This window comes from Ruegeria sp. HKCCD8929, assembly GCF_013031405.1.
Lineage (GTDB): Bacteria > Pseudomonadota > Alphaproteobacteria > Rhodobacterales > Rhodobacteraceae > Ruegeria.
Genome location: NZ_WPZY01000002.1, coordinates 209,899 through 228,112 on the forward strand (window position 1 = coordinate 209,899; position 18,214 = coordinate 228,112).

Genomic DNA, 18,214 nt, shown 5'->3' on the forward strand with positions numbered 1-18,214 from the left:
GGTCAGTTGCTGAACATGCGCACGGTCGTCGGACGGTAGCCGCTGCCGTAGTCGAGGAAGCGGTTGAGGTTCTCCCGTGCCTGCGCTTCGGCCGAGGCCACGCGCGCGGCTTCCAGAGCCTGGGCGCGGTTCGAAGCGGCGATGGCGGCGGTGAGATCCGCGATCTGGCTCGACTGCAGCGCCAGCAACTGGTTGCCTGCCTGGGCCGCCTGAAGTGCGCCGGTCGCGCCTTGGCTGCGAGCGACGAGCGCCTGCATCTGCGAGCGGGCGCCCTCGATGTTGCCGACGACCCCGGCCTGGACACGGAGCGCGTCCTCGAAGCCCGCCACCGAATTCTCCCAACGCTCGCGCGCATTGCCGACCATCGCGTCGAAATCGCCGGACGCGGCGGCCGTCCCGTACTGGTCAGTAAAGGCGCGTTCGATGTCGGCGACATCGTGGGCGATGCGCTGAGCCTCAGTCAGGAGTTGTTGTGTACGCTGTACGGAGGCCTGCAACTCGGCGAGAGATGAGTATGGCAGGCTGGCGAGATTGCGCGCCTGATTCATCAGCATCTGCGTTTGGTTCTGGAGCTGGGTGATCTGGTTATTGATCTGCTCCAGGGCGCGGGCGGCCTGCAGGATGTTCTGGGCGTGGTTCGTGGGATCGTAGACGATACGCCACGCGTGCGCTGGTTCGGACATCATAGGTCCGAGCGCTATCGGCGCTGCCAGCAGCGTTGCCGCAAGGAGATGGGCGGGAAGCGAGCGTTTGCGAAACCGTGTCATTAGGTGTTCTCCTTTGTTTCGGTTGGGATTGCCGGGGTGGTGGTGTCGCCGAGCAGTTCGACCGCCCAGTCGAGACCGCGGCGTTTCAGCCAGGCGGTAGCGAAACCCTCACGGCCGTGTTCGGCCAGCGTCTCGGCTATGGCGGACTGGTCGGGTTTCGATGAGGTGGCGGTGAAGGCGAGTGCGACCTCACCGAGCCCCAGATCGAAGAGCCGGTTACCGCGCCGGGACTGGCAGTAATAGTCGCGCTTGGGCGTCGCCCTGGCGACGATCTCGATCTGGCGGTCGTTGAGCCCGAATCGGTGATAGATGGCGGCGATCTGCGGCTCGAAGGCGCGTTCGTTGGGCAGGAAGATGCGCGTCGGGCAGCTCTCGACGATCGCGGGTGCGATGTTCGATCCGTCGATGTCGGCGAGAGACTGGGTGGCGAAGATCACGCTCGCATTCTTCTTGCGGAGCGTCTTCAGCCATTCGCGGAGCTGGCCGCCGAAGGTCTGGTCATCGAGCGCCAGCCAACCCTCGTCGACGATGATGAGGCTGGGCCGCCCGTCGAGTCTGCCTTCGATACGGTGAAACAAATAGGCGAGCACGGCTGGCGTTGCGGCAGACCCGATCAGCCCCTCGGTTTCGAAGGCCTGGACATCGGCCGTGCCGAGTTCTTCTCGTTCGGCGTCGAGGAGACGGCCGAACGGACCGCCGAGGCAGAACGGCGCGAGCGCGCGTTTGAGTTCATTCGATTGCAGCAGCACGGACAGTCCGGTCAGGGTCCGCTCTTCGACCGGTGCGGAAGCGAGCGAGGTCAGCGCCGACCAGAGATGGTCGCGGGCGGTCGGGTCGATGGAAACGCCCTCGCGGGCAAGCAGCCCGGAGAGCCAGTCCTGCGCCCAGGCGCGTTCGACCACGTCATCGATGCGCGCGAGAGGCTGGAGCTGGACGGCGGCTTCGTCCTCGGAGAGGGCGAGACCGAGATCCTCCCAGTCTCCGCCCATTGCAATAGTGGCGCAGCGGATCGAACCGCCGAAGTCGAAGGCGAAGATCTGTGAGCCTTCATAGCGGCGGAACTGGAGGGCCATCAGCGCAAGCAGGACCGACTTGCCCGATCCGGTCGGTCCGACGATCAGCGTGTGGCCGACGTCACCGACATGGGTGGAGAAGCGGAACGGGGTCGCGCCCTCCGTCTCTGCATAGAAGAGCGGCGGGCCGTCCAGATGATCGTTGCGCGCTGGCCCGGCCCAGATGGCGGAGATCGGAACCATGTGGGCGAGGTTGAGTGTCGAGACCGGCGGCTGGCGGACATTGGCGTAGAGGTGACCGGGCAATGAGCCAAGCCAGGCCTCGATCGCGTTGAGGGTCTCAGAGATAGCCGTGAAATCGCGGCCCTGGACGATCTTCTCCGCAGCCTTGAGTTTCGCGTCAGCGGCGCGCTCGTCCTCGTCCCAGACCGTGATCGTGGCGGTGACATAGGCGGCGCCCACCATGTCCGTCCCGAGTTCCTGCAGCGCTTCGTCGGCATCGGCTGCCTTGTTGGCGGCGTCGGAATCCAGAAGTGTCGAGGCCTCGTTGGTCATCACCTCCTTGAGGATCGCCGCGACGGACTTCCTCTTGGCGAACCATTGGCGGCGAATACGCGTGAAGAGCTTCGTGGCGTCGGTCTTGTCGAGGCAGATGGCGCGTGTCGCCCAGCGATATTCGAAGGCCTGCCCGTTCAACTCGTCGAGCAGGCCGGGCCAGGTCGCGGTCGGGAAACCGACGATGGAGAGCGTCTTGATGTAGGCGTCGCCAAGCCGGGGCGCGAGGCCGCCGATGAGGGCAGTATCCGCGAGAAGCGCGTCGAGATGCATGGGCGTCTCGGGCACACGCACATGCTGGCGACGCCCCGAGATAGTCGAATGGAGGTAGGTGAGCGTTTCGGCATCGGAGAGCCAGGCGGCTTCGGGCATGAAACCGTCGAAGAGGTCGAGCAGCCGGTCGGTGCGTGAGACGAAGCTTGCGACATGTTCACGCGGATCGATGCCGGTCTCGACCGCACCCTCATAAAGCCACCGTCCGGCGCGGCTCGCCTCGTCGGCGGGCGGCATCCAGACCAGCGTCAGAAAGTACTGGCTCTCGAAGTGCGAACCAGCTTCCTCGAATTGCGCCCGCCGCTCCGCGTCGACCAGGGCCGAGACGGGGTCGGGGAAGTGGGACAACGGATAGGCGCGTGCCGGGACGCGCTGCGCCTCGACGAAGACCGCCCAGCCGGAACCGAGGCGTCTCAGCGCATTGTTGAGCCGGCCAGCGGTCACAACCAGTTCCGCGGGTGTTGCGGAATCGAGATCGGGACCGCGGAACCGAGCCGTGCGCTGCAGGCTGCCGTCCTTGTTGAGCACGACGGCCTCGTCGATCAGCGCTGCCCAGGGCAGATAGTCTGCGAGCAAGGTCGTCCTGGAGCGATATTCGGCGAGCCGCATCATCGTCTCACACTCCCAGCCAGGTCGGGTAGCGCAGGTGGCGCCGCGCGACGTCGACGATCTGGGCGTCGCGTTTCGCGGCCCAGACGGCGAGGAGATGGCCGATCAGCCAGAAGAGGATGCCGACGAGCCACAAGCGCAGACCGAGCCCGATTGCCGCGGCAAGCGTGCCGTTGGCTATGGCGACCGCGCGCGGTGCGCCGCCGAGCAGGATCGGTTCGCTCAGCGCACGATGGACGGGCGCGTAGAAACCGGGAATGTCGTCGCCGTCGCGCATCACACCAGCGCCCCGCCGCCGAAGGAGAAGAAGGAGAGGAAGAAGCTCGACGCGGCGAATGCGATGGAGAGACCGAAGACGATCTGCACGAGCCGCCGGAACCCGCCCGACGTATCGCCGAAGGCGAGCGTCAGGCCGGTGATGATAATGATGATGACGGCGACGATCTTTGCGACCGGGCCCTCGATCGATTCCAGGATCGATTGCAGCGGCGCTTCCCAGGGCATGCCGGACCCCGCTGCATGGGCGGGGTCGGCGGCGATGACGAGGCCGAGAGCGAGAGCGCCGGCGATCTGTGGCCAGCGCGGGTGGATGGATGATGGACGGATCACGATGGGTCTCCTTCGGGTTGGCTGAGAATAGGCTCGAGGGCGTAATCGCCCGTGGCGTCGAGACCGGTGACGCGTGCGAGTTCCGCGAGCCGGCGGTCGGGCCCGCGGCCTGCGAGTACGGCGATGATGTCGATCGTCTCGGCGACGAGCGCACGTGGCACCGTCACAACGGCTTCCTGGATGAGCTGTTCGAGGCGGCGCAGTGCGCCGATCGCCGTGCCGGCGTGGATAGTACCAATGCCGCCCGGATGACCGGTCCCCCAGGCCTTCAGGAGATCGAGCGCTTCGGGGCCGCGCACCTCGCCGATGGGGATCCGATCGGGGCGCAAGCGCAGCGATGACCGGACGAGGTCGGAGAGTGTCGCGATCCCATCCTTGGTTCGCAACGCTACGAGGTTCGGCGTCAGGCATTGGAGTTCGCGCGTGTCCTCGATCAGCACCACGCGGTCTGAACTCTTGGCGACTTCGGCGAGAAGCGCATTGGTCAGCGTGGTCTTGCCGGTCGATGTGCCGCCGGCGACGAGGATGTTGGCGCGCGCGGCGATTGCGTCGCGCAACGCTTCGGCGGCGTCCGCATCCATGACGTTCGTGCTGACATAGTCGTCGAGGGTGAAGACGGCGACGGCGGGCTTGCGGATGGCAAAGGCTGGCGCGGCTACGACGGGTGGCAGCAGCCCCTCGAACCGTTCCCCCGTCCCGGGTAGTTCGGCCGAGACGCGCGGGGCTCCCGTATGGACCTCGGCACCCACATGATGCGCGACCAGCCGGACGATGCGTTCACCATCGGCGGCCGATAGTCGCTCGCCCGTGTCCGACAATCCTTCGCTGAGCTGATCGACCCAGAGCCGTCCGTCCGGGTTGAGCATAACCTCGACGACGGATGGGTCCTCGAGCCATGAGCCAACATACGGCCCAAGCGCCGTGCGAAGCATGCGGGAGCCGCGCTGGATCGCTTCTTTCTGGAAAGGTTGAATGGTCATTCGCGGCCCCGCAATTGGTTGCGAGGCACATCAAGAAGACCGTTATCGGGTCAGCGGCAACAGGGTTGAGGGCGTAGTAGGGCTGTGGCGGGCAAAGGCAGGGAGTGGCGGACCTGGCATGCCAGTGCAAGGACGGCTTTGCGGACTTTCCCGACGTTCACGTTTCGGGCTTCGCTGACGCAGCATCCCTTAGCGGTTGCGGCACATCTACTGCTGCGATGCAGCGCGTGTCGTCGAACCGGTCGTTCGACGGCGTCGATATGGCCCAAACCGAGACCGCACCCTTGTCGTGATCATGTCGGACCAGCCAGTCGTGGGACACGGGGGCCATTTCGCAACGCCAGCACAAAGGACCGCAATTGGAAATCGGCGGATAGAAATACCGATAGTATCTACGATGATTTTGACTTTGTCCGGAGGCAGCGTTGGGGTCATACCGCCCCGCGCGACAGGCAACCCAACATTAGTATTGGAACAACCAGGTCAGTATCTTTTCGTAAAGATCTTCCGGCGTTCATAGAGAACGGCAGCTTCTTCAACGAACGCCGCTATCCGATCCGCATTATATTCACGACGAAACAATTCAGCCCTTTCCAACAATGATCTCAAGTCGGAGCGACCGGGACGGAGCATATCGTAAGTTTCCATCAAAACCTCCTGGGGAACCCTGACAAGCTCGGCTGCCCGATGGAAATTTTCAGCCAACGCATGGCGCCCCACAGAGTTTGCAATTTCAGCCTGAAGGTGCAACGCCTCGGGCGTGATAGCGAGATCTTCCTGAGTGATGTCACCTGCCAGGATGCCGTCAACCGTTAAATCAGAAAGCGATTTTCCGGTGGGGGTCTTCACGCGGTCCGGTGCATTCTCGGCGAGCGGAAATAATTCTTTGGCGTTCATTGTTCAGTTACCTTTCTGAATTCGCGAGAGCTGAACCGGTTCTGCGGATTCATCGGTTAGCTCCGTTTCGATGGCGAACAGAATTGCGACGCGGGCATGAAATCGCGCGGCCATGGCTTCACCAGTGAAAGGAATGACAACGGGCTCTTTCTCTTCGCCGAAGGTGCGACGTGCAGCGTTGTAGCCCAGGGTGCGGTAGTGGTCGATTGTCGCCAACGGCGCGTTGGAAAACAGTTCGATGTTGTAGTGCGGCATTCGATCGGAGCCATGCATGACCGCGGTACCTTTTGCCTGGATCCCTATGCCGATCCCTGAACCAGCCATTCGGGCCGCAGACAAACCAATGAACGAGGTATCTGCCGAATGTCTGACCCTTATCAGCCTTGCTGTTCCGCCACCCTGTTCCACGCCATCGACAAGAGCGTCTACTACATCTGACAACAAATGCCCGGCTGTTGTCCGAAAGATTTCGACACCAAAAGCCGGGCTGACCCCAATAACCACTTCGTTTGGGTCTGTTCCTGTGACCGCCGACCCGATTTCGGCAAGAAACTGCGGGTAATTCTGACGATCCGCCGCCTCCGTTGCCAGCACGCGACTCTTGGTAAGAACCCCGCGGACGTCCTGCACCTTGGACCACCGTTCGCTGCTCATCTTATAGGCACTGGCGGGACCGCTATAATCATTCGGATCGTTCAGGGCCGAAATGATCTTTCGGTCGCGGAAGATGGCCGACGTTTGCAGATAGTCACCTGTGACCCGCTGCTTGAGCATGAACAGCAGATTCTCGGCCTCCTCTCGGAACCCGCGTTTCGCCAACGCACGCACGACGTCCGCCGCCGTTAACTTTCGATCCTTGATTGCCCGGCTTATCGGTGTCACCTCCCCAGCCGAGAAACTTTCGGTTTCATCGGATCCAGATGCGAAAATTACCGATTGCACCTGCGCAGTGGTGGGTTTGGCAAGGTCAAGCTCTTCCAATACCGCGGCCATCGCCTCGACAGCACGTATACGGCGTCCCAAAACCTTATCTTCGTCCAATGGCGTCAAACCGCCGTCAACTTCGTAGTCGCGTTGCAGCGCCAACCAATCTTCGATTTCTTCACCGTTGAACAGGGCCGCGTTGAAGGAGTTGTCGTACTTCTTTATCGATCCGAAGCCACTGGTAATCAGGTCGGAACCGGTCAGCAGAAACGGCGTGATCTTGGCACCAACGCGTATCTCGCTTTCGCTGGAACGCTGGTCATTTCCGGTTGCGCATTCGAGTCCCAGCCAGACAGCGATCAGGTTTTCAGCCATCAATTCGCGTACGCCACCAGCCATCGAGGCCGTCAGCGCTGCGCCGTCCACACCACCGTTTTGAGTACCCTGAATGCCCATGGCGCGCTGCAGGCAGAGGCAACGGGCCTCAAGGTAGAGAACCGACTTTTTGTCGTGGAAACCCATCAGGAGTTCGGCTCCGGCCCCCGACGTGCAACGGGCTTTTATGCCCCGCGATGCGTAGCAGGCCGTCAGAAACGCCTTGGACCAGGGGGTATCGTCACCGTCAACAAAGGCCTTCTCGGTGCCGTAGACTGATATCGTTTCCGCATAGGTCGCAAACCCCGCCATGCCGACCTGGAGTTCTTCAGCCTCTTCAATGGAGCATTGAACCAGTACTTCGCCACGGCCGACCGCTGCGCCCACCGTACAGCCAATGGCATTGGCCCAGGAATTCGATGCCACTCGCGTTGTGGTTTCGATTTCGTCGAACCCCAGTTCCGAGGCTGTCGCCGCGTCGGCCGCGAGTTGCAGCGGATCGTCCTTGGCGTTCGTCACATGCGCTTGATTGCCCGGGGTCTTGCGCTGACGCATTTTGTAGAAGGCAAAGGCGATTTCGATGGATGACAGATGACCCACAACGCCGGCCAGCTTTGCCGGTGTCATTCCTCGGGCAAGTCTCTCCAGTTCCGGGCGCGGCACGTTAATGTCGACCAGCATTCGGGCGACAGCTCCATCATCTAGTGCCATCGCTTCTTCAACGACTTCGGGATCCAGATGATGCCTGGCGATGAATTCGTCTATGATGTCGAATTCTTCTTCGGGGGTACCATCCAGGCTCACGATCCGGCCGTCCGAAACCTTGGCGCCCGGCTCGGGATCATGAGGGCTCTTGAAAACCGAGAACCCTGACTCAGGATCCTCGGCCGCAAAGAGATCGTGGCGCAGCATCCTTTCGTCCCATTCGGAAAAACGCCGCCACCGGTTGGTGTTAGATCCGTTGTTCACTACGTTCCTCCCGTCATGCCGAACGAGGCCCGAGCCAATCCGTTCCTGTAGGTGATAGGCCTAGATACACTCGCCACCGTCGATGACCAAAGCATGGCCGGTCACGAAGGTCGACATGTCCGAAGCCAGAAAAACGATGGCATCCGCGATCTCGCCTGGCGTGCCGAACCTGGCCATTGGTATGTTTTCGGAGATGTATTTCTCGAGCCCAGAGCGGCCGCCCATTTGAACCTCAAAACCGGCATTGAAGGGCGTATCAACAAACCCCGGACATAGCGCATTGAATCGTATGTTGTCTTTTGCGTAGTCCGCCGCCATCTGCCGGGTCATCGAGACTGCAGAGTGCTTCGTGGTCGAATAGGCAATCATCTCGCGATCATATTGAATCCCGGAATTCGATGCCGTGATGATTATGCTCCCGCCGCCCTGGCGTTTCATCGGTGCAACGGCCGCCTGGGCCGCAACAAAGTGAGCGCGCACGTTCAGTGCCCAGCTAGCATCCATATCTTCCGTTGAAACCTGTTCCAGGGGCCCCTCGATCTGCAAGCCCGCATGCGAATGCAGGATGTCGAGGCGGCCATACTGCACCACGGTGTCATCAATTGCCTCTACCAGAGCATCGTCATTGCCGACATCCAACTGCCGCGCTGAGCACTGCAAGCCTTCGGCAATGATCTCGTCCGCGACTGCCGACGCAAGGCCGCCATCGCGATCGGTTACAACCACATGCGCGCCACATCTGGCCATGGCGCATGCACCGGCCCGCCCGATGCCTGACCCGGCGCCGGTGACAAATGCCACCCGGCCTTCGAGCGAGGTCATTTCCGTCGGGTTTTTCAGTCGAATGTTTTGGTTCATTAGATATCCGGTGCCCGTGGTCAACTGGCCTGTCATGTCAGCGTCGGAGTCATACCGGTTCATCATGAAGGGTGGAGCTTCTGAACCTAGATGGAAGAATTCTGCCAATTTTGACAGGCTGTATAGTATGTTCCCCTTGCGAAAAATTCGTACAAGATGGCGATTTGGTTGTATATATCACAATCATGGTAGTTAAATTTGGGTAGGATTGTGATCTCTCAATGAAGAACGCTCTGACCCTTGACATGGCGGCGACCGGCAAACTCATCTCTACCATTGGGCAGGGTGTTTTTGCCGCCGACCTGTCAGCGGCCCTGAAGGAGATTGCCGCATTCGAGTACATGGTTGTCTTTGGGTATCTTGGGTCACGGCGCCCGCTTGACCTTTACGATGATTTTCCGCGCGGCAAGCGCAAGATCTTCGTCGAGGATTACCAGGAAGGGCCATACCTGCTCGATCCATATTACACCGCCACCACCAAACCGACCGAGTCAGGCCTCTATCGACTTAGAGATTTGGCGCCGGACAGGTTCTATCAGGGGGAGTACTTCCGCAGCTACTACATCCAGACGGGTCTTGCAGAAGAAATCGCCTTTTTGATCAACTTGCCGGAAGGAGCGGTGGTGACTGTCTCCCTGATGCGCACCGCAAAGGCCTTTTCGGCGCGGGAAATGCGCGAAATGAGAAAGTATCTTCCGGTGGTTCTGGCCGCGTGCCGAAAGCACTGGAACGACCTGGCGCTCAACTTCTCGGCCCCTCTTGAACCGGTCTCCGAAAAGGGCAGCGACCGCAGTCTCGAACTCGCGTTGAGGGAATTTGGAAAAGGGCTGCTGACACCTCGTGAACGCGAGGTGGTGGAGTTCACGCTGAAAGGCCATTCGGCTGTGGCGGTGGGTGAGATACTCGATATTTCCCCGGGAACGGTGCGTATTCACCGAAGAAACATCTATTCCAAGCTGCGGATACGCTCACAAGGCGAACTGTTCTCGGGGTTCATCGAAACGATGTTGAAATCAGCCGGACGGCGAGGCGTTTGAGACCTGCTATTGGGTCAGGTGCCAGCTTCCCCGCGGCAGGCGCAATGTGGCCCCCGTCGCAAGTGTCTCCTTGGTCTTGCGCGGCCGACCGACGCGCTTGAGGGCGCGCGCGCCGCTCGACCGATGCCTCTGGGGCTGGGCGCATATAACAAATTGAGTATCTCAATCATGATATATACAAGACACAAAACAAAATCCTACAGCTTGGCCTATGGAGGGGTACCTATACCGGTCCGGCGCGAGCCGATTTTCCATGCGCCAGCATGTCAGTGACAGGCGTTTCGTGCATGGCAGATCCTCGCAGAATCCGGTGCTTGAAGGCGGGTTATATACGAGGCGTTGGGTGCCTCTGCGTCATCTTCGTCAAACGAAACTGAAGACATGGAGGATAGTAAATGGGAAATCTGAAAACCTTGAAATGCAGTCTGGCCGTAGTCAGCCTGATTGCACTGTCAACGAGCGGCGCTCTGGCGGAGGCGGAATCTTCGGATCCCATCCGATTCGCAATGAACGACTGGAGCAGCCAACTGATCAATTCGAGGATCATGGGCAGTGTGCTGGAGCAGGCGGGATACAACGTCGAATACATTCAAGCCGATGGTGCAGCTCAGTTTGCTGGGCTGAAACGCGGTGATCTGCACGTTCAAATGGAAGTCTGGTCGACCGCTCAGGCCCATCTGCGCGAAGAGGGGCTATCCTCGGGAGAGATAGATGACCTGGGTGAGACGGGAATGGCAGCCATCGAAGAATGGTGGTACCCCACCTACATGAAGGAGCTGTGCCCGGAATTGCCCGACTGGCAGGCGTTGAACGATTGCGCCCAGCTGTTTTCGACACCTGAAACCGCGCCCCGGGGGCGTTATATCGGCGCCCCCGTAAACTGGGGCGGATTTGACGATGAAAGGGTGGAAGCCCTCGACCTCGACTATGAGGTCATCCATGCCGGCAGCGACGCGGCGATGTTTGCTGAACTGCAATCCGCCTACGAGCGCAAGGCTCCCGTTTTGGTCTGGGTTTATGCGCCCCATTGGGTTCCGGCGAAATTCGACGGCGAATGGATTGAGTTTCCTGCCTACGAAGCGGCCTGCTATGACGATCCGGCGTGGGGCGTTAACCCAGACATGCGCTACGACTGTGGCAAGCCCCGGGGTCCGATCTGGAAGGTTTCCTGGACCGGCGTGAAGGACAAGTGGCCTGGCGCGTTCGACGCGATTGGAAAATTCCAGACTGACAATAACGAACAGGCTCAGCTGATTACCATGGTCGAGATCGACGGTGTTCCGATCGAGGAGGTTGTTGAAAAATGGATGGCTGAAAATGAAGACCGGTGGAGGGCTTGGATCGGCCAATAGCCCCACCATTTAGCGACGAAACCTCCCTGCCGCCCTCCGTCTGCCCTTGTGGTATTCGGGGGGCGGAATCCAGCAGTCCACTCCAGGTGCACCCCGAGATGTCCAGAAAAGAAACCAAACTGCTATGCAGCAAAGTGTGGAAAGTGTTTCCGGATAGTGCTGGGGCAGAATTCCAGAAGCTCGGAAGTGATCCCTCACAAGAAGAGATCAAGGCCTTCGAGGCCAAGTACTCGGCGGTTTTTGCAGTTCAAGACGCGGATATCGAGATCCGCACGGGCGAGGTCTTTGTGATCATGGGGCTTTCCGGATCAGGAAAGTCTACTTTGGTGCGGTGTTTATCTCGCTTGATTGATGCGACCTCGGGGAAAATTCAGCTTGATGGCAAAGACCTGCTGACCATCTCGAAGCAGGATCTCGTGGAGGTCCGCCGACATAAATTCGGGATGGTTTTTCAGCATTTTGCTTTGTTGCCCTTTCGGACTGTACTGGGAAACGTGGCCTTCCCGTTGGAGGTTCAGGGCGTTGACAAGGAAATACGCGAAGCCCGCGCACGCGAGGTGATCGAACTCGTCGGCCTGAAAGGACGGGAGGCCTATTATCCACGGGAATTGTCAGGCGGGCAGCAGCAGCGGGTGGGGATTGCGAGGTCTCTGGCCGTGGAACCCGAGATCTGGTTTCTGGATGAACCGTTTTCCGCCCTCGATCCCTTGATCCGACGCGAAATGCAGGACGAATTCCTGCGCCTCCAGAGTATGCTGAACAAGACCATTGTGTTCATTACTCACGATTTTGATGAGGCAATTCGTCTGGCCGACCGGATCGCCATCATGAAGGACGGGCGGATTATCCAGGTCAGCACGCCAAGTGATCTGGTCTTGAATCCTGCGGATGATTACGTAGCTGAATTCACCAAGCATGTGGCACGAGCCAAGGTGCTCAAGGTCCGGGATATCATGGCCTCTGTCAATCCGGGCGGAAAACTGGGCGGCGATGCGATAGATGGCGATCTCAGCATCGAGGATGCAGCTTCGCATCTCCGAAATTCAAACAACCCGCGCCCGGTTCGAGATCAAAACAACATTGTTGTCGGGCAGGTTTGCTGGGACGATGCCGTCGACGTGCTTGTGGGTCAGGGCGGCTAGCGAATGGCAGGCACGACCAACCGGCGGTCGCCATGGCTGATTTGGGCGGCGCTGTTCATTTCAATTGGTTTCTCGTATTTCGGCGCGGAAGTCTTGCCCAAATGGATGCTTGAGTATCCACGCGCGTGGACTCCCAACTTTCAGAAGTCGATCGATGCGGCGATGCTTTGGCTGGTCGATGACGCCGCGATCGGACCCCTGAGTTTCGGGGAGGTAACCCGAGGCCTGGCCTGGTTGCTAGAGCAACCGATGGAACTGCTGGAGAGGTTGTTTGCAGAAGGATTCGAAGCCGGTGACGGCTCTGCGAGCCGTCAGGTTTTTCCTCCGATGCCGTGGACTGCCGTCATCGCGATTGCGGCCTGGCTCAGCTACAAAGTGGGTGGGCGCAGACTGGCAATCCTGATCACTCTCTGCCTCCTTTACCTCGTTCTATTTGGCCAATGGGAAAGCTCGATGATCACGCTTTCGTCGATCATTATTGCGGTCCCGATCGGTGTGGTCGCCGGCGGATTACTGGGTGTCGCGGCCTACCGGACCCCGATCTTCGAAAAGATCCTCAATCCGGTGCTGGACCTCATGCAGACAGTGCCCACTTTTGCCTATCTGGTGCCGATCCTATTCCTGTTCGGTTTCGGCCCCGCTGCAGCCATTGTGGCCACCACCATCTATGCGACGCCACCAATGGTGCGCCTGACGTTGCTTTCGCTGAATAGCGTGCCCGCCGAAACCCGCGAGCTAGGGTCTATGGTCGGATGCACAGAGCGCCAGATGTATCAAAAGATCCTCATTCCGAGTGCGCAGAAGGGGCTCATGGTCGGCGTCAATCAGGTGATCATGCTGTCTCTGAATATGGTGATCATCGCGTCGATGATCGGTGCCGGCGGGTTGGGCTACGATGTTTTGATCTCGCTCCGACGTCTTGACATCGGAAGCGGTCTGGAAGCTGGAATAGCGATTGTCTTTCTGGCAATCGCCTTGGATCGGTTCAGCCAGGCGCTCGCAAACCGCCCCGATCCGGTCCACAGAGCGGAAACAACTGGGGTTTATTCGTCCCAAAACGTGCTTGCGGCAGCGACGATCGCCGGGCTCCTGTTGGTCACCTACACGCTGGGCTTCTTCATTCCCGCAATTCAGACTTTCCCGGAATCCTGGACCATCACGACCGCGCCGTTCTGGGCGGCAATGGTGTCGTGGATCAACATCAATTTGTTCGACTACATCGAAGCCGCAAAGACGATACTGCTTCTGAATGTGCTGGTTCCGTTCAAAGCGTTCCTGCTTGCCCAACCCTGGCCTTGGGTGCTTTTTCTGCTCACGCTCAGTGGCTTCTTACTTGGCGGGCTGCGGCTGGGCGCTCTGGTCGCCGCGCTGGTATTGTTCATCCTTTTGGGAGGTATTTGGGAAAAGGCCGTAATAACGGTCTACCTCTGCGGCATCTCTGTCGTGATCGCGATGCTCATCGGCGTTCCGATCGGCATCTTTGCGACCCGCAGCAAACGGGCATATCTGGTTGTTCACGCGGTAATCGATACGCTGCAGACACTGCCGACGTTCGTGTTTCTTATCCCCGTGGTCATGCTGCTCAGGATTGGTGATATTTCGGCAATTTTTGCGGTGGTTTCCTATGCTGTTGTTCCAGCGATCCGCTACACAGCGCACGGGCTGAGCGGCGTGAAACAGCAGCTCATTGAGGCCGGCCAGGTTTCGGGTTGCACCGATGTGCAATTGCTCCGGAAGGTGCGCCTGCCGATGGCGACACCTGAAATCCTATTGGGTCTCAACCAGACGGTGATGATGGCCCTGTCGATGCTCGTTGTCACCGCTCTCGTAGGTACCCGCGATCTCGGCCAAGAGGTGTTCATAGCACTTAGCCGAGCTGAGCCTGGAAAAGGGATAGCGGCTGGCCTGGGCGTAGCGGCGATCGCCATCATCACCGACCGCCTGCTCACAGCAAAGGCAAATAGGATTAAGCAAAGACTCGGACTGGAATGAGCGCATGGGTATGAGTTGGACTGCGAACCACTGCGCTGTTGGCCAGGTGTCGAAAGAGAACGGGATGTAGTTGTCACGCAGCAATTCTGCGATTGGCGCCAAGCGCCCAGCCACGGCCTTTTTCTGACAATAGATGAAGGCCAACCCGATCAGCAGCGCTCATCCACCGACTGACGCCTGCGCCTCGAAAGGACCACTCGCTTGCCGGTTACCGCGATTGTCTTTGACAAAGACGGGACTCTATTCGACTTTCAGCGCACCTGGGGCGAATGTACCGCGGCGGCGCTTGCGCGATTTTCGGCCGGTGACGCGCGGCGTCTGGCCGAGTTGGCGGAAGTTCTCGACTTCGATCCGGTGACTCGGACGTTCCGCCCCGAAAGCCTGATGATTGCAGGGACAAATGAGGAAATGTCCCTGGCGATGGCGCGTGTTCTCAAGGATTGGAGCGTCGCGGAGATCCACCGCGAAATCGACCGCATAGGGCAATTGACGGTTCCGGTCGAAGCGGTGCCGCTTGCCCCACTGCTCACATCGCTGGTCGACCTCGGGTACCCGCTTGGGGTGGCGACCAACGACAGCGAGGTGACGGCGCAGCGCAACCTCGATCACTGCGGGATCCGGCATCACTTCGACTTTATCGCGGGTGCCGACAGCGGCTATGGCGGCAAACCCGACCCTGGGATGCTCACCGCTTTCGCCCGGCACACGGGCGTGCCGGAGGCCGAGGTCGCCATGGTCGGCGACAGTCTGCACGACCTCACCTCCGGGCGCGCGGCGGGCATGATCACCGTTGCGGTTCTGACCGGCATGGCCGGCGAAGCGGGACTGGCGCCATTCGCCGATCATGTGCTGCCGGATATTGCCCACTTGCCGGGCCTGTTGAGCGGACTCTAGGAACCGTTTGTGGCGACAATCATCCCGGCATTGTCCGTGCCCCGACTATTGAAGCGTAGCCAGCGCACGTCTCAGGTCCTTATCGTTTACGTCAAATAGCAGATTTTGGATGGGTTAGCCTTCGCGAAATACGAGGTTGGGCAGGTCTTGCAGATCATGCGGCGTCAGGCTGCTCAATCCAAGTTCAGTAAGGTTCATACTTGTGGCGAGCGCGCAGCTCACCACCTTGGCCTTCCGTACGAATTGGGTGTGATTTCGAACTATGGGTTCGGTGAATTCCGCTGCGCCATTGCAGTTGCCGCTCTCGTTGAGCGGGGATTTGCGGCGCAAGCAATAGCTGCGGCCGTAGAGGCAACTCCGTCCCGCGACCCGTGAATTGACCTTGTTCAATGCGTTGCACTCGGCAGGAATGGCAGCTCTTCCTTCAGTTCGACAGGACCAGATTTTTGGCCAGCGCACTATGTTCCTCGCTGCGTGCACGCGCAGAGAGAAATCTGAGCTTACAGGATTGGCTCGAAGCCGTCATTGCTCCGAGTTACCGCCTGCGATGTCTTTGGGCACTTCTCTCGACAGCGTTTTCCCCTTCGCCAGGCGCCGTCCGAGTGTCTCGACAAAACCTTCGTAGCGTTCGCGCCCCTTGGCGTTGGCGGCATCGCGCATGGTGTCCGGCAGCGGTGGGGTGGTGGTTAGCCAGAACTTGACGAAGAGGGCCAGGGCCTCATTGCCGATGGAAACATCCCGCTCGAGCCGTTCTATGGCGCGGGTAAGCCGGTCGAGGCGGCGCACGATCGCAGCCTCATGCTGCTCAGCGGCGTCGGGCGAGAGGTAGGAGGCGAGCGCCGCCTCGACGATGGCCGATTTGGAGACCCTGCGACGCGCAGCGAGCGCATCCAGCTCCGGCGAAAGCGCCGGATCGAAATAAACGTTCAGTCTGTCCTTCCTCATCCCGGCCCCTCCTAAAGCTCGATCCCGTCATCGGGATCGAGCGCCGCCTGACGGGCGACACCGCGAAACCGGCCCTGTAGTTCCTTGGCCCGCTGCGCCTCGTCGTCGGGTTCCTCGTCGAGTGCAGCAAATTCTTCACGCGCCGGCGTTGTCTCCGGCGCGATCGCTTCGTGCTCGGGCAAATCAGGTTCGCGGCGCACACCACCGTCACTGTCCTCATCGCTCTGTGAATTCTTGGCTGCGGGTGCGGGGGCTTCAATTGGGGGGCGATTGGTCCAATCATCCGTGTAGTGGACGTCAGTGATTTCTCTCTTCGAGGGTTCCGGCTCAGGGGGTGCCACGATCCGTGCCTTGAACTGTGGGTCCATATAGTACCGCGCCTTCTTCGCCCGGATCGGCGGTACGCCTGAGACGAGCACGACCTCATCGTCTGCCGGGAGCTGCATGATCTCACCGGGGGTGAGCAGCGGTCGTGCTGTTTCCTGCCGGGAAACCATGAGATGACCGAGCCAGGGCGAGAGCCGGTGACCGGCATAGTTCTTCATCGCCCGCATCTCGGTGGCGGTGCCGAGTGCGTCCGAGACGCGTTTCGCGGTGCGCTCGTCATTGGTCGCGAAAGCGACCCGGACATGGCAGTTGTCGAGGATGGCGTTGTTCTGACCGTAGGCTTTCTCGATCTGGTTTAGCGACTGGGCGATAAGGAACGCCTTGAGGCCGTAGCCGGCCATGAAGGCGAGCTGGCTCTCGAAGAAGTCGAGCCGTCCCAGGGCCGGGAACTCGTCGAGCATCAACAAGAGTCTGTGCCTGCGGTTCTGCGCATTCAGCTCTTCGGTTAGCCGACGGCCGATCTGATTGAGCACCAGCCTGACGAGAGGCTTGGTTCGCGAGATATCCGAGGGTGGCACCACGAGATAGAGGGTTGCGGGAAGAGGGCCTTCGACCAGGTCATGGATGCGCCAATCGCACCGGCTGGTGACCTTCGCGACCACGGGATCGCGATAGAGCCCGAGGAAGCTCATCGCGGTCGAGAGCACGCCGGAGCGTTCATTCTCGGATTTGTTCAGGAGTTCGCGCGCGGCCTGCGCGACGACGGGATGGGGCTGGTCGCCCAGATGTGGCGTGCGCATCATGGCGGTCAGGGTCGCGGCGATCGGTCGGCGTGGATCGGACAGAAAAGCGGCGACGCCGGCGAGCGTCTTGTCGGTTTCCGCATAGAGCACGTGCAGGATCGCGCCGACGAGCAGCGAATGACTGGTCTTCTCCCAGTGGTTCCGCCGTTCCAGCAGACCTTCAGGATCGACCAGGATGTCGGCGACGTTCTGGACGTCACGCACCTCGCCGTCGCCGCGCCGAACTTCCAGCAGCGGATTGTAGCGGGACGAGTAGGGATCGGTCGGGTCGAACAGCAACACGCGCGAGTAACGGGACCGCCATCCGGCGGTGAGCTGCCAGTTCTCACCCTTGATGTCGTGCACGATGGCAGACCCTGGCCAGGTCAGGAGCGAGGGCACGACCAAACCGACGCCTTTGCCGGATCGCGTCGGCGCGAAGCAGAGCACGTGCTCTGGACCGTCGTGACGGAGATACTGGTTCTCGAACCGGCCTAGCACGACACCGTCAGGTGACAATAACCCGCTGGCGGTGACGTCCTTGCGGTTTGCCCAACGGGCCGAGCCGTAGGTGGTAACGTCGCGCGCTTCGCGGGCGCGCAGGACCGAGAGGAAGATCGCGACACCGATCGCGGCGATCCCGCCGGAACCGGCGATGATGGCGCTCTCGACGAAGACGCGGGGCGCGTAGGCGTCGTAGAAATACCACCAGACGAAGAAATCCCAGGGCGGATAGACCGGCCAGCCAAAGAGTTCGGTCATGGGTGCGCCAAGATGCGGCTGGAATCCGAGCCGCCAGGCGGTCCACTGCGTGGCCGCCCAGACGAAGAGAAGTGCGATGGCGGACACGATGATGATCTGGCCCCAGAGGATCGCAGTGGCGGGTGACTGGCGAGGGTCTTGCGTCATCGTGT

16 protein-coding genes are annotated in these 18,214 nt (G+C 60.3%); 5 read left to right on the forward strand and 11 right to left on the reverse strand.

From position 1 onward, the window contains the following. Window positions 1–2 precede the first annotated feature (2 nt). The 9 genes from trbJ to GOX53_RS03675 all read right to left on the reverse strand — a co-directional run bounded on the left by trbJ (window position 3) and on the right by GOX53_RS03675 (window position 8,793). Window positions 3–767, reverse strand: coding sequence for a P-type conjugative transfer protein TrbJ (trbJ, locus tag GOX53_RS03635; RefSeq protein ID WP_171173645.1), 765 nt, complete (start codon window positions 765–767; stop codon window positions 3–5). Further along, on the reverse strand, window positions 767–3,220 hold the full coding sequence (trbE, locus tag GOX53_RS03640) for a conjugal transfer protein TrbE (protein ID WP_171173646.1): 2,454 nt from the start codon (window positions 3,218–3,220) through the stop codon (window positions 767–769). The genes trbJ and trbE overlap by 1 nt, the downstream gene beginning before the upstream one ends. Window positions 3,221–3,224: 4 nt before the next feature. Then, entirely contained in the window at window positions 3,225–3,494 is a 270-nt protein-coding gene (locus tag GOX53_RS03645; RefSeq protein WP_171173647.1) for a VirB3 family type IV secretion system protein, read from the reverse strand. Beyond that, the gene (locus GOX53_RS03650) at window positions 3,494–3,787 is read right to left on the reverse strand and encodes a TrbC/VirB2 family protein (RefSeq protein ID WP_292900118.1); all 294 of its coding nucleotides are present in this window, start codon (window positions 3,785–3,787) and stop codon (window positions 3,494–3,496) included. The genes GOX53_RS03645 and GOX53_RS03650 overlap by 1 nt, the downstream gene beginning before the upstream one ends. Window positions 3,788–3,822: 35 nt before the next feature. After that, the gene (gene trbB, locus GOX53_RS03655; protein ID WP_171173649.1) at window positions 3,823–4,806 is read right to left on the reverse strand and encodes a P-type conjugative transfer ATPase TrbB; all 984 of its coding nucleotides are present in this window, start codon (window positions 4,804–4,806) and stop codon (window positions 3,823–3,825) included. Window positions 4,807–4,963: 157 nt separating this feature from the next. Then, a complete protein-coding gene (locus GOX53_RS03660; RefSeq protein ID WP_171173650.1) occupies window positions 4,964–5,137 on the reverse strand; it encodes a hypothetical protein in 174 nt (57 codons plus the stop codon). Between the two features lie 152 nt (window positions 5,138–5,289). Continuing rightward, on the reverse strand, window positions 5,290–5,703 hold the full coding sequence (locus GOX53_RS03665; RefSeq protein ID WP_171173651.1) for a diol dehydratase small subunit: 414 nt from the start codon (window positions 5,701–5,703) through the stop codon (window positions 5,290–5,292). 3 nt (window positions 5,704–5,706) lie between these two features. Further along, the gene (locus GOX53_RS03670) at window positions 5,707–7,971 is read right to left on the reverse strand and encodes a propanediol/glycerol family dehydratase large subunit (protein WP_217351650.1); all 2,265 of its coding nucleotides are present in this window, start codon (window positions 7,969–7,971) and stop codon (window positions 5,707–5,709) included. A gap of 60 nt (window positions 7,972–8,031) precedes the next feature. Further along, complete coding sequence (locus tag GOX53_RS03675; protein ID WP_171173999.1) at window positions 8,032–8,793, reverse strand: SDR family NAD(P)-dependent oxidoreductase; 762 nt, start codon at window positions 8,791–8,793, stop codon at window positions 8,032–8,034. 257 nt (window positions 8,794–9,050) lie between these two features. Between GOX53_RS03675 and GOX53_RS03680 the strand changes: the two genes are divergently transcribed. From GOX53_RS03680 to GOX53_RS03700, 5 genes are all read left to right on the forward strand, one after another. Continuing rightward, window positions 9,051–9,866, forward strand: coding sequence for a LuxR C-terminal-related transcriptional regulator (locus GOX53_RS03680; protein ID WP_254446448.1), 816 nt, complete (start codon window positions 9,051–9,053; stop codon window positions 9,864–9,866). A 395-nt stretch (window positions 9,867–10,261) separates the two neighbouring features. Continuing rightward, a complete protein-coding gene (locus GOX53_RS03685; protein WP_171173652.1) occupies window positions 10,262–11,218 on the forward strand; it encodes an ABC transporter substrate-binding protein in 957 nt (318 codons plus the stop codon). Between the two features lie 98 nt (window positions 11,219–11,316). After that, entirely contained in the window at window positions 11,317–12,360 is a 1,044-nt protein-coding gene (locus tag GOX53_RS03690; RefSeq protein WP_171173653.1) for a glycine betaine/L-proline ABC transporter ATP-binding protein, read from the forward strand. Window positions 12,361–12,363: 3 nt separating this feature from the next. Then, window positions 12,364–14,352, forward strand: coding sequence for a proline/glycine betaine ABC transporter permease (locus GOX53_RS03695; RefSeq protein ID WP_171173654.1), 1,989 nt, complete (start codon window positions 12,364–12,366; stop codon window positions 14,350–14,352). Between the two features lie 201 nt (window positions 14,353–14,553). Further along, a complete protein-coding gene (locus GOX53_RS03700; RefSeq protein ID WP_171173655.1) occupies window positions 14,554–15,246 on the forward strand; it encodes an HAD family hydrolase in 693 nt (230 codons plus the stop codon). Between the two features lie 522 nt (window positions 15,247–15,768). On the opposite strand, the gene GOX53_RS03705 is transcribed toward GOX53_RS03700, so the two are convergent. Beyond that, window positions 15,769–16,191, reverse strand: coding sequence for a CopG family transcriptional regulator (locus GOX53_RS03705; RefSeq protein ID WP_171173656.1), 423 nt, complete (start codon window positions 16,189–16,191; stop codon window positions 15,769–15,771). Between the two features lie 11 nt (window positions 16,192–16,202). Beyond that, on the reverse strand, window positions 16,203–18,209 hold the full coding sequence (locus tag GOX53_RS03710; RefSeq protein ID WP_171173657.1) for a conjugal transfer protein TraG: 2,007 nt from the start codon (window positions 18,207–18,209) through the stop codon (window positions 16,203–16,205). Window positions 18,210–18,214: the final 5 nt, after the last annotated feature.

Excerpts from the sequence above, each read along its gene's own strand:
- GOX53_RS03710 (WP_171173657.1), bottom strand. The coding sequence starts at position 18,209 with ATGACGCAAGACCCTCGCCAGTCACCCGCCACTGCGATCCTCTGGGGC.
- trbJ (WP_171173645.1), bottom strand. The coding sequence starts at position 767 with ATGACACGGTTTCGCAAACGCTCGCTTCCCGCCCATCTCCTTGCGGCA.
- GOX53_RS03675 (WP_171173999.1), bottom strand. The coding sequence starts at position 8,793 with ATGACCTCGCTCGAAGGCCGGGTGGCATTTGTCACCGGCGCCGGGTCA.
- GOX53_RS03645 (WP_171173647.1), bottom strand. The coding sequence starts at position 3,494 with ATGCGCGACGGCGACGACATTCCCGGTTTCTACGCGCCCGTCCATCGT.
- trbB (WP_171173649.1), bottom strand. The coding sequence starts at position 4,806 with ATGACCATTCAACCTTTCCAGAAAGAAGCGATCCAGCGCGGCTCCCGC.
- trbE (WP_171173646.1), bottom strand. The coding sequence starts at position 3,220 with ATGATGCGGCTCGCCGAATATCGCTCCAGGACGACCTTGCTCGCAGAC.
- GOX53_RS03680 (WP_254446448.1), top strand. The coding sequence starts at position 9,051 with ATGAAGAACGCTCTGACCCTTGACATGGCGGCGACCGGCAAACTCATC.
- GOX53_RS03695 (WP_171173654.1), top strand. The coding sequence starts at position 12,364 with ATGGCAGGCACGACCAACCGGCGGTCGCCATGGCTGATTTGGGCGGCG.
- GOX53_RS03660 (WP_171173650.1), bottom strand. The coding sequence starts at position 5,137 with ATGGCCCCCGTGTCCCACGACTGGCTGGTCCGACATGATCACGACAAG.
- GOX53_RS03665 (WP_171173651.1), bottom strand. The coding sequence starts at position 5,703 with ATGAACGCCAAAGAATTATTTCCGCTCGCCGAGAATGCACCGGACCGC.
- GOX53_RS03690 (WP_171173653.1), top strand. The coding sequence starts at position 11,317 with ATGTCCAGAAAAGAAACCAAACTGCTATGCAGCAAAGTGTGGAAAGTG.
- GOX53_RS03685 (WP_171173652.1), top strand. The coding sequence starts at position 10,262 with ATGGGAAATCTGAAAACCTTGAAATGCAGTCTGGCCGTAGTCAGCCTG.
- GOX53_RS03705 (WP_171173656.1), bottom strand. The coding sequence starts at position 16,191 with ATGAGGAAGGACAGACTGAACGTTTATTTCGATCCGGCGCTTTCGCCG.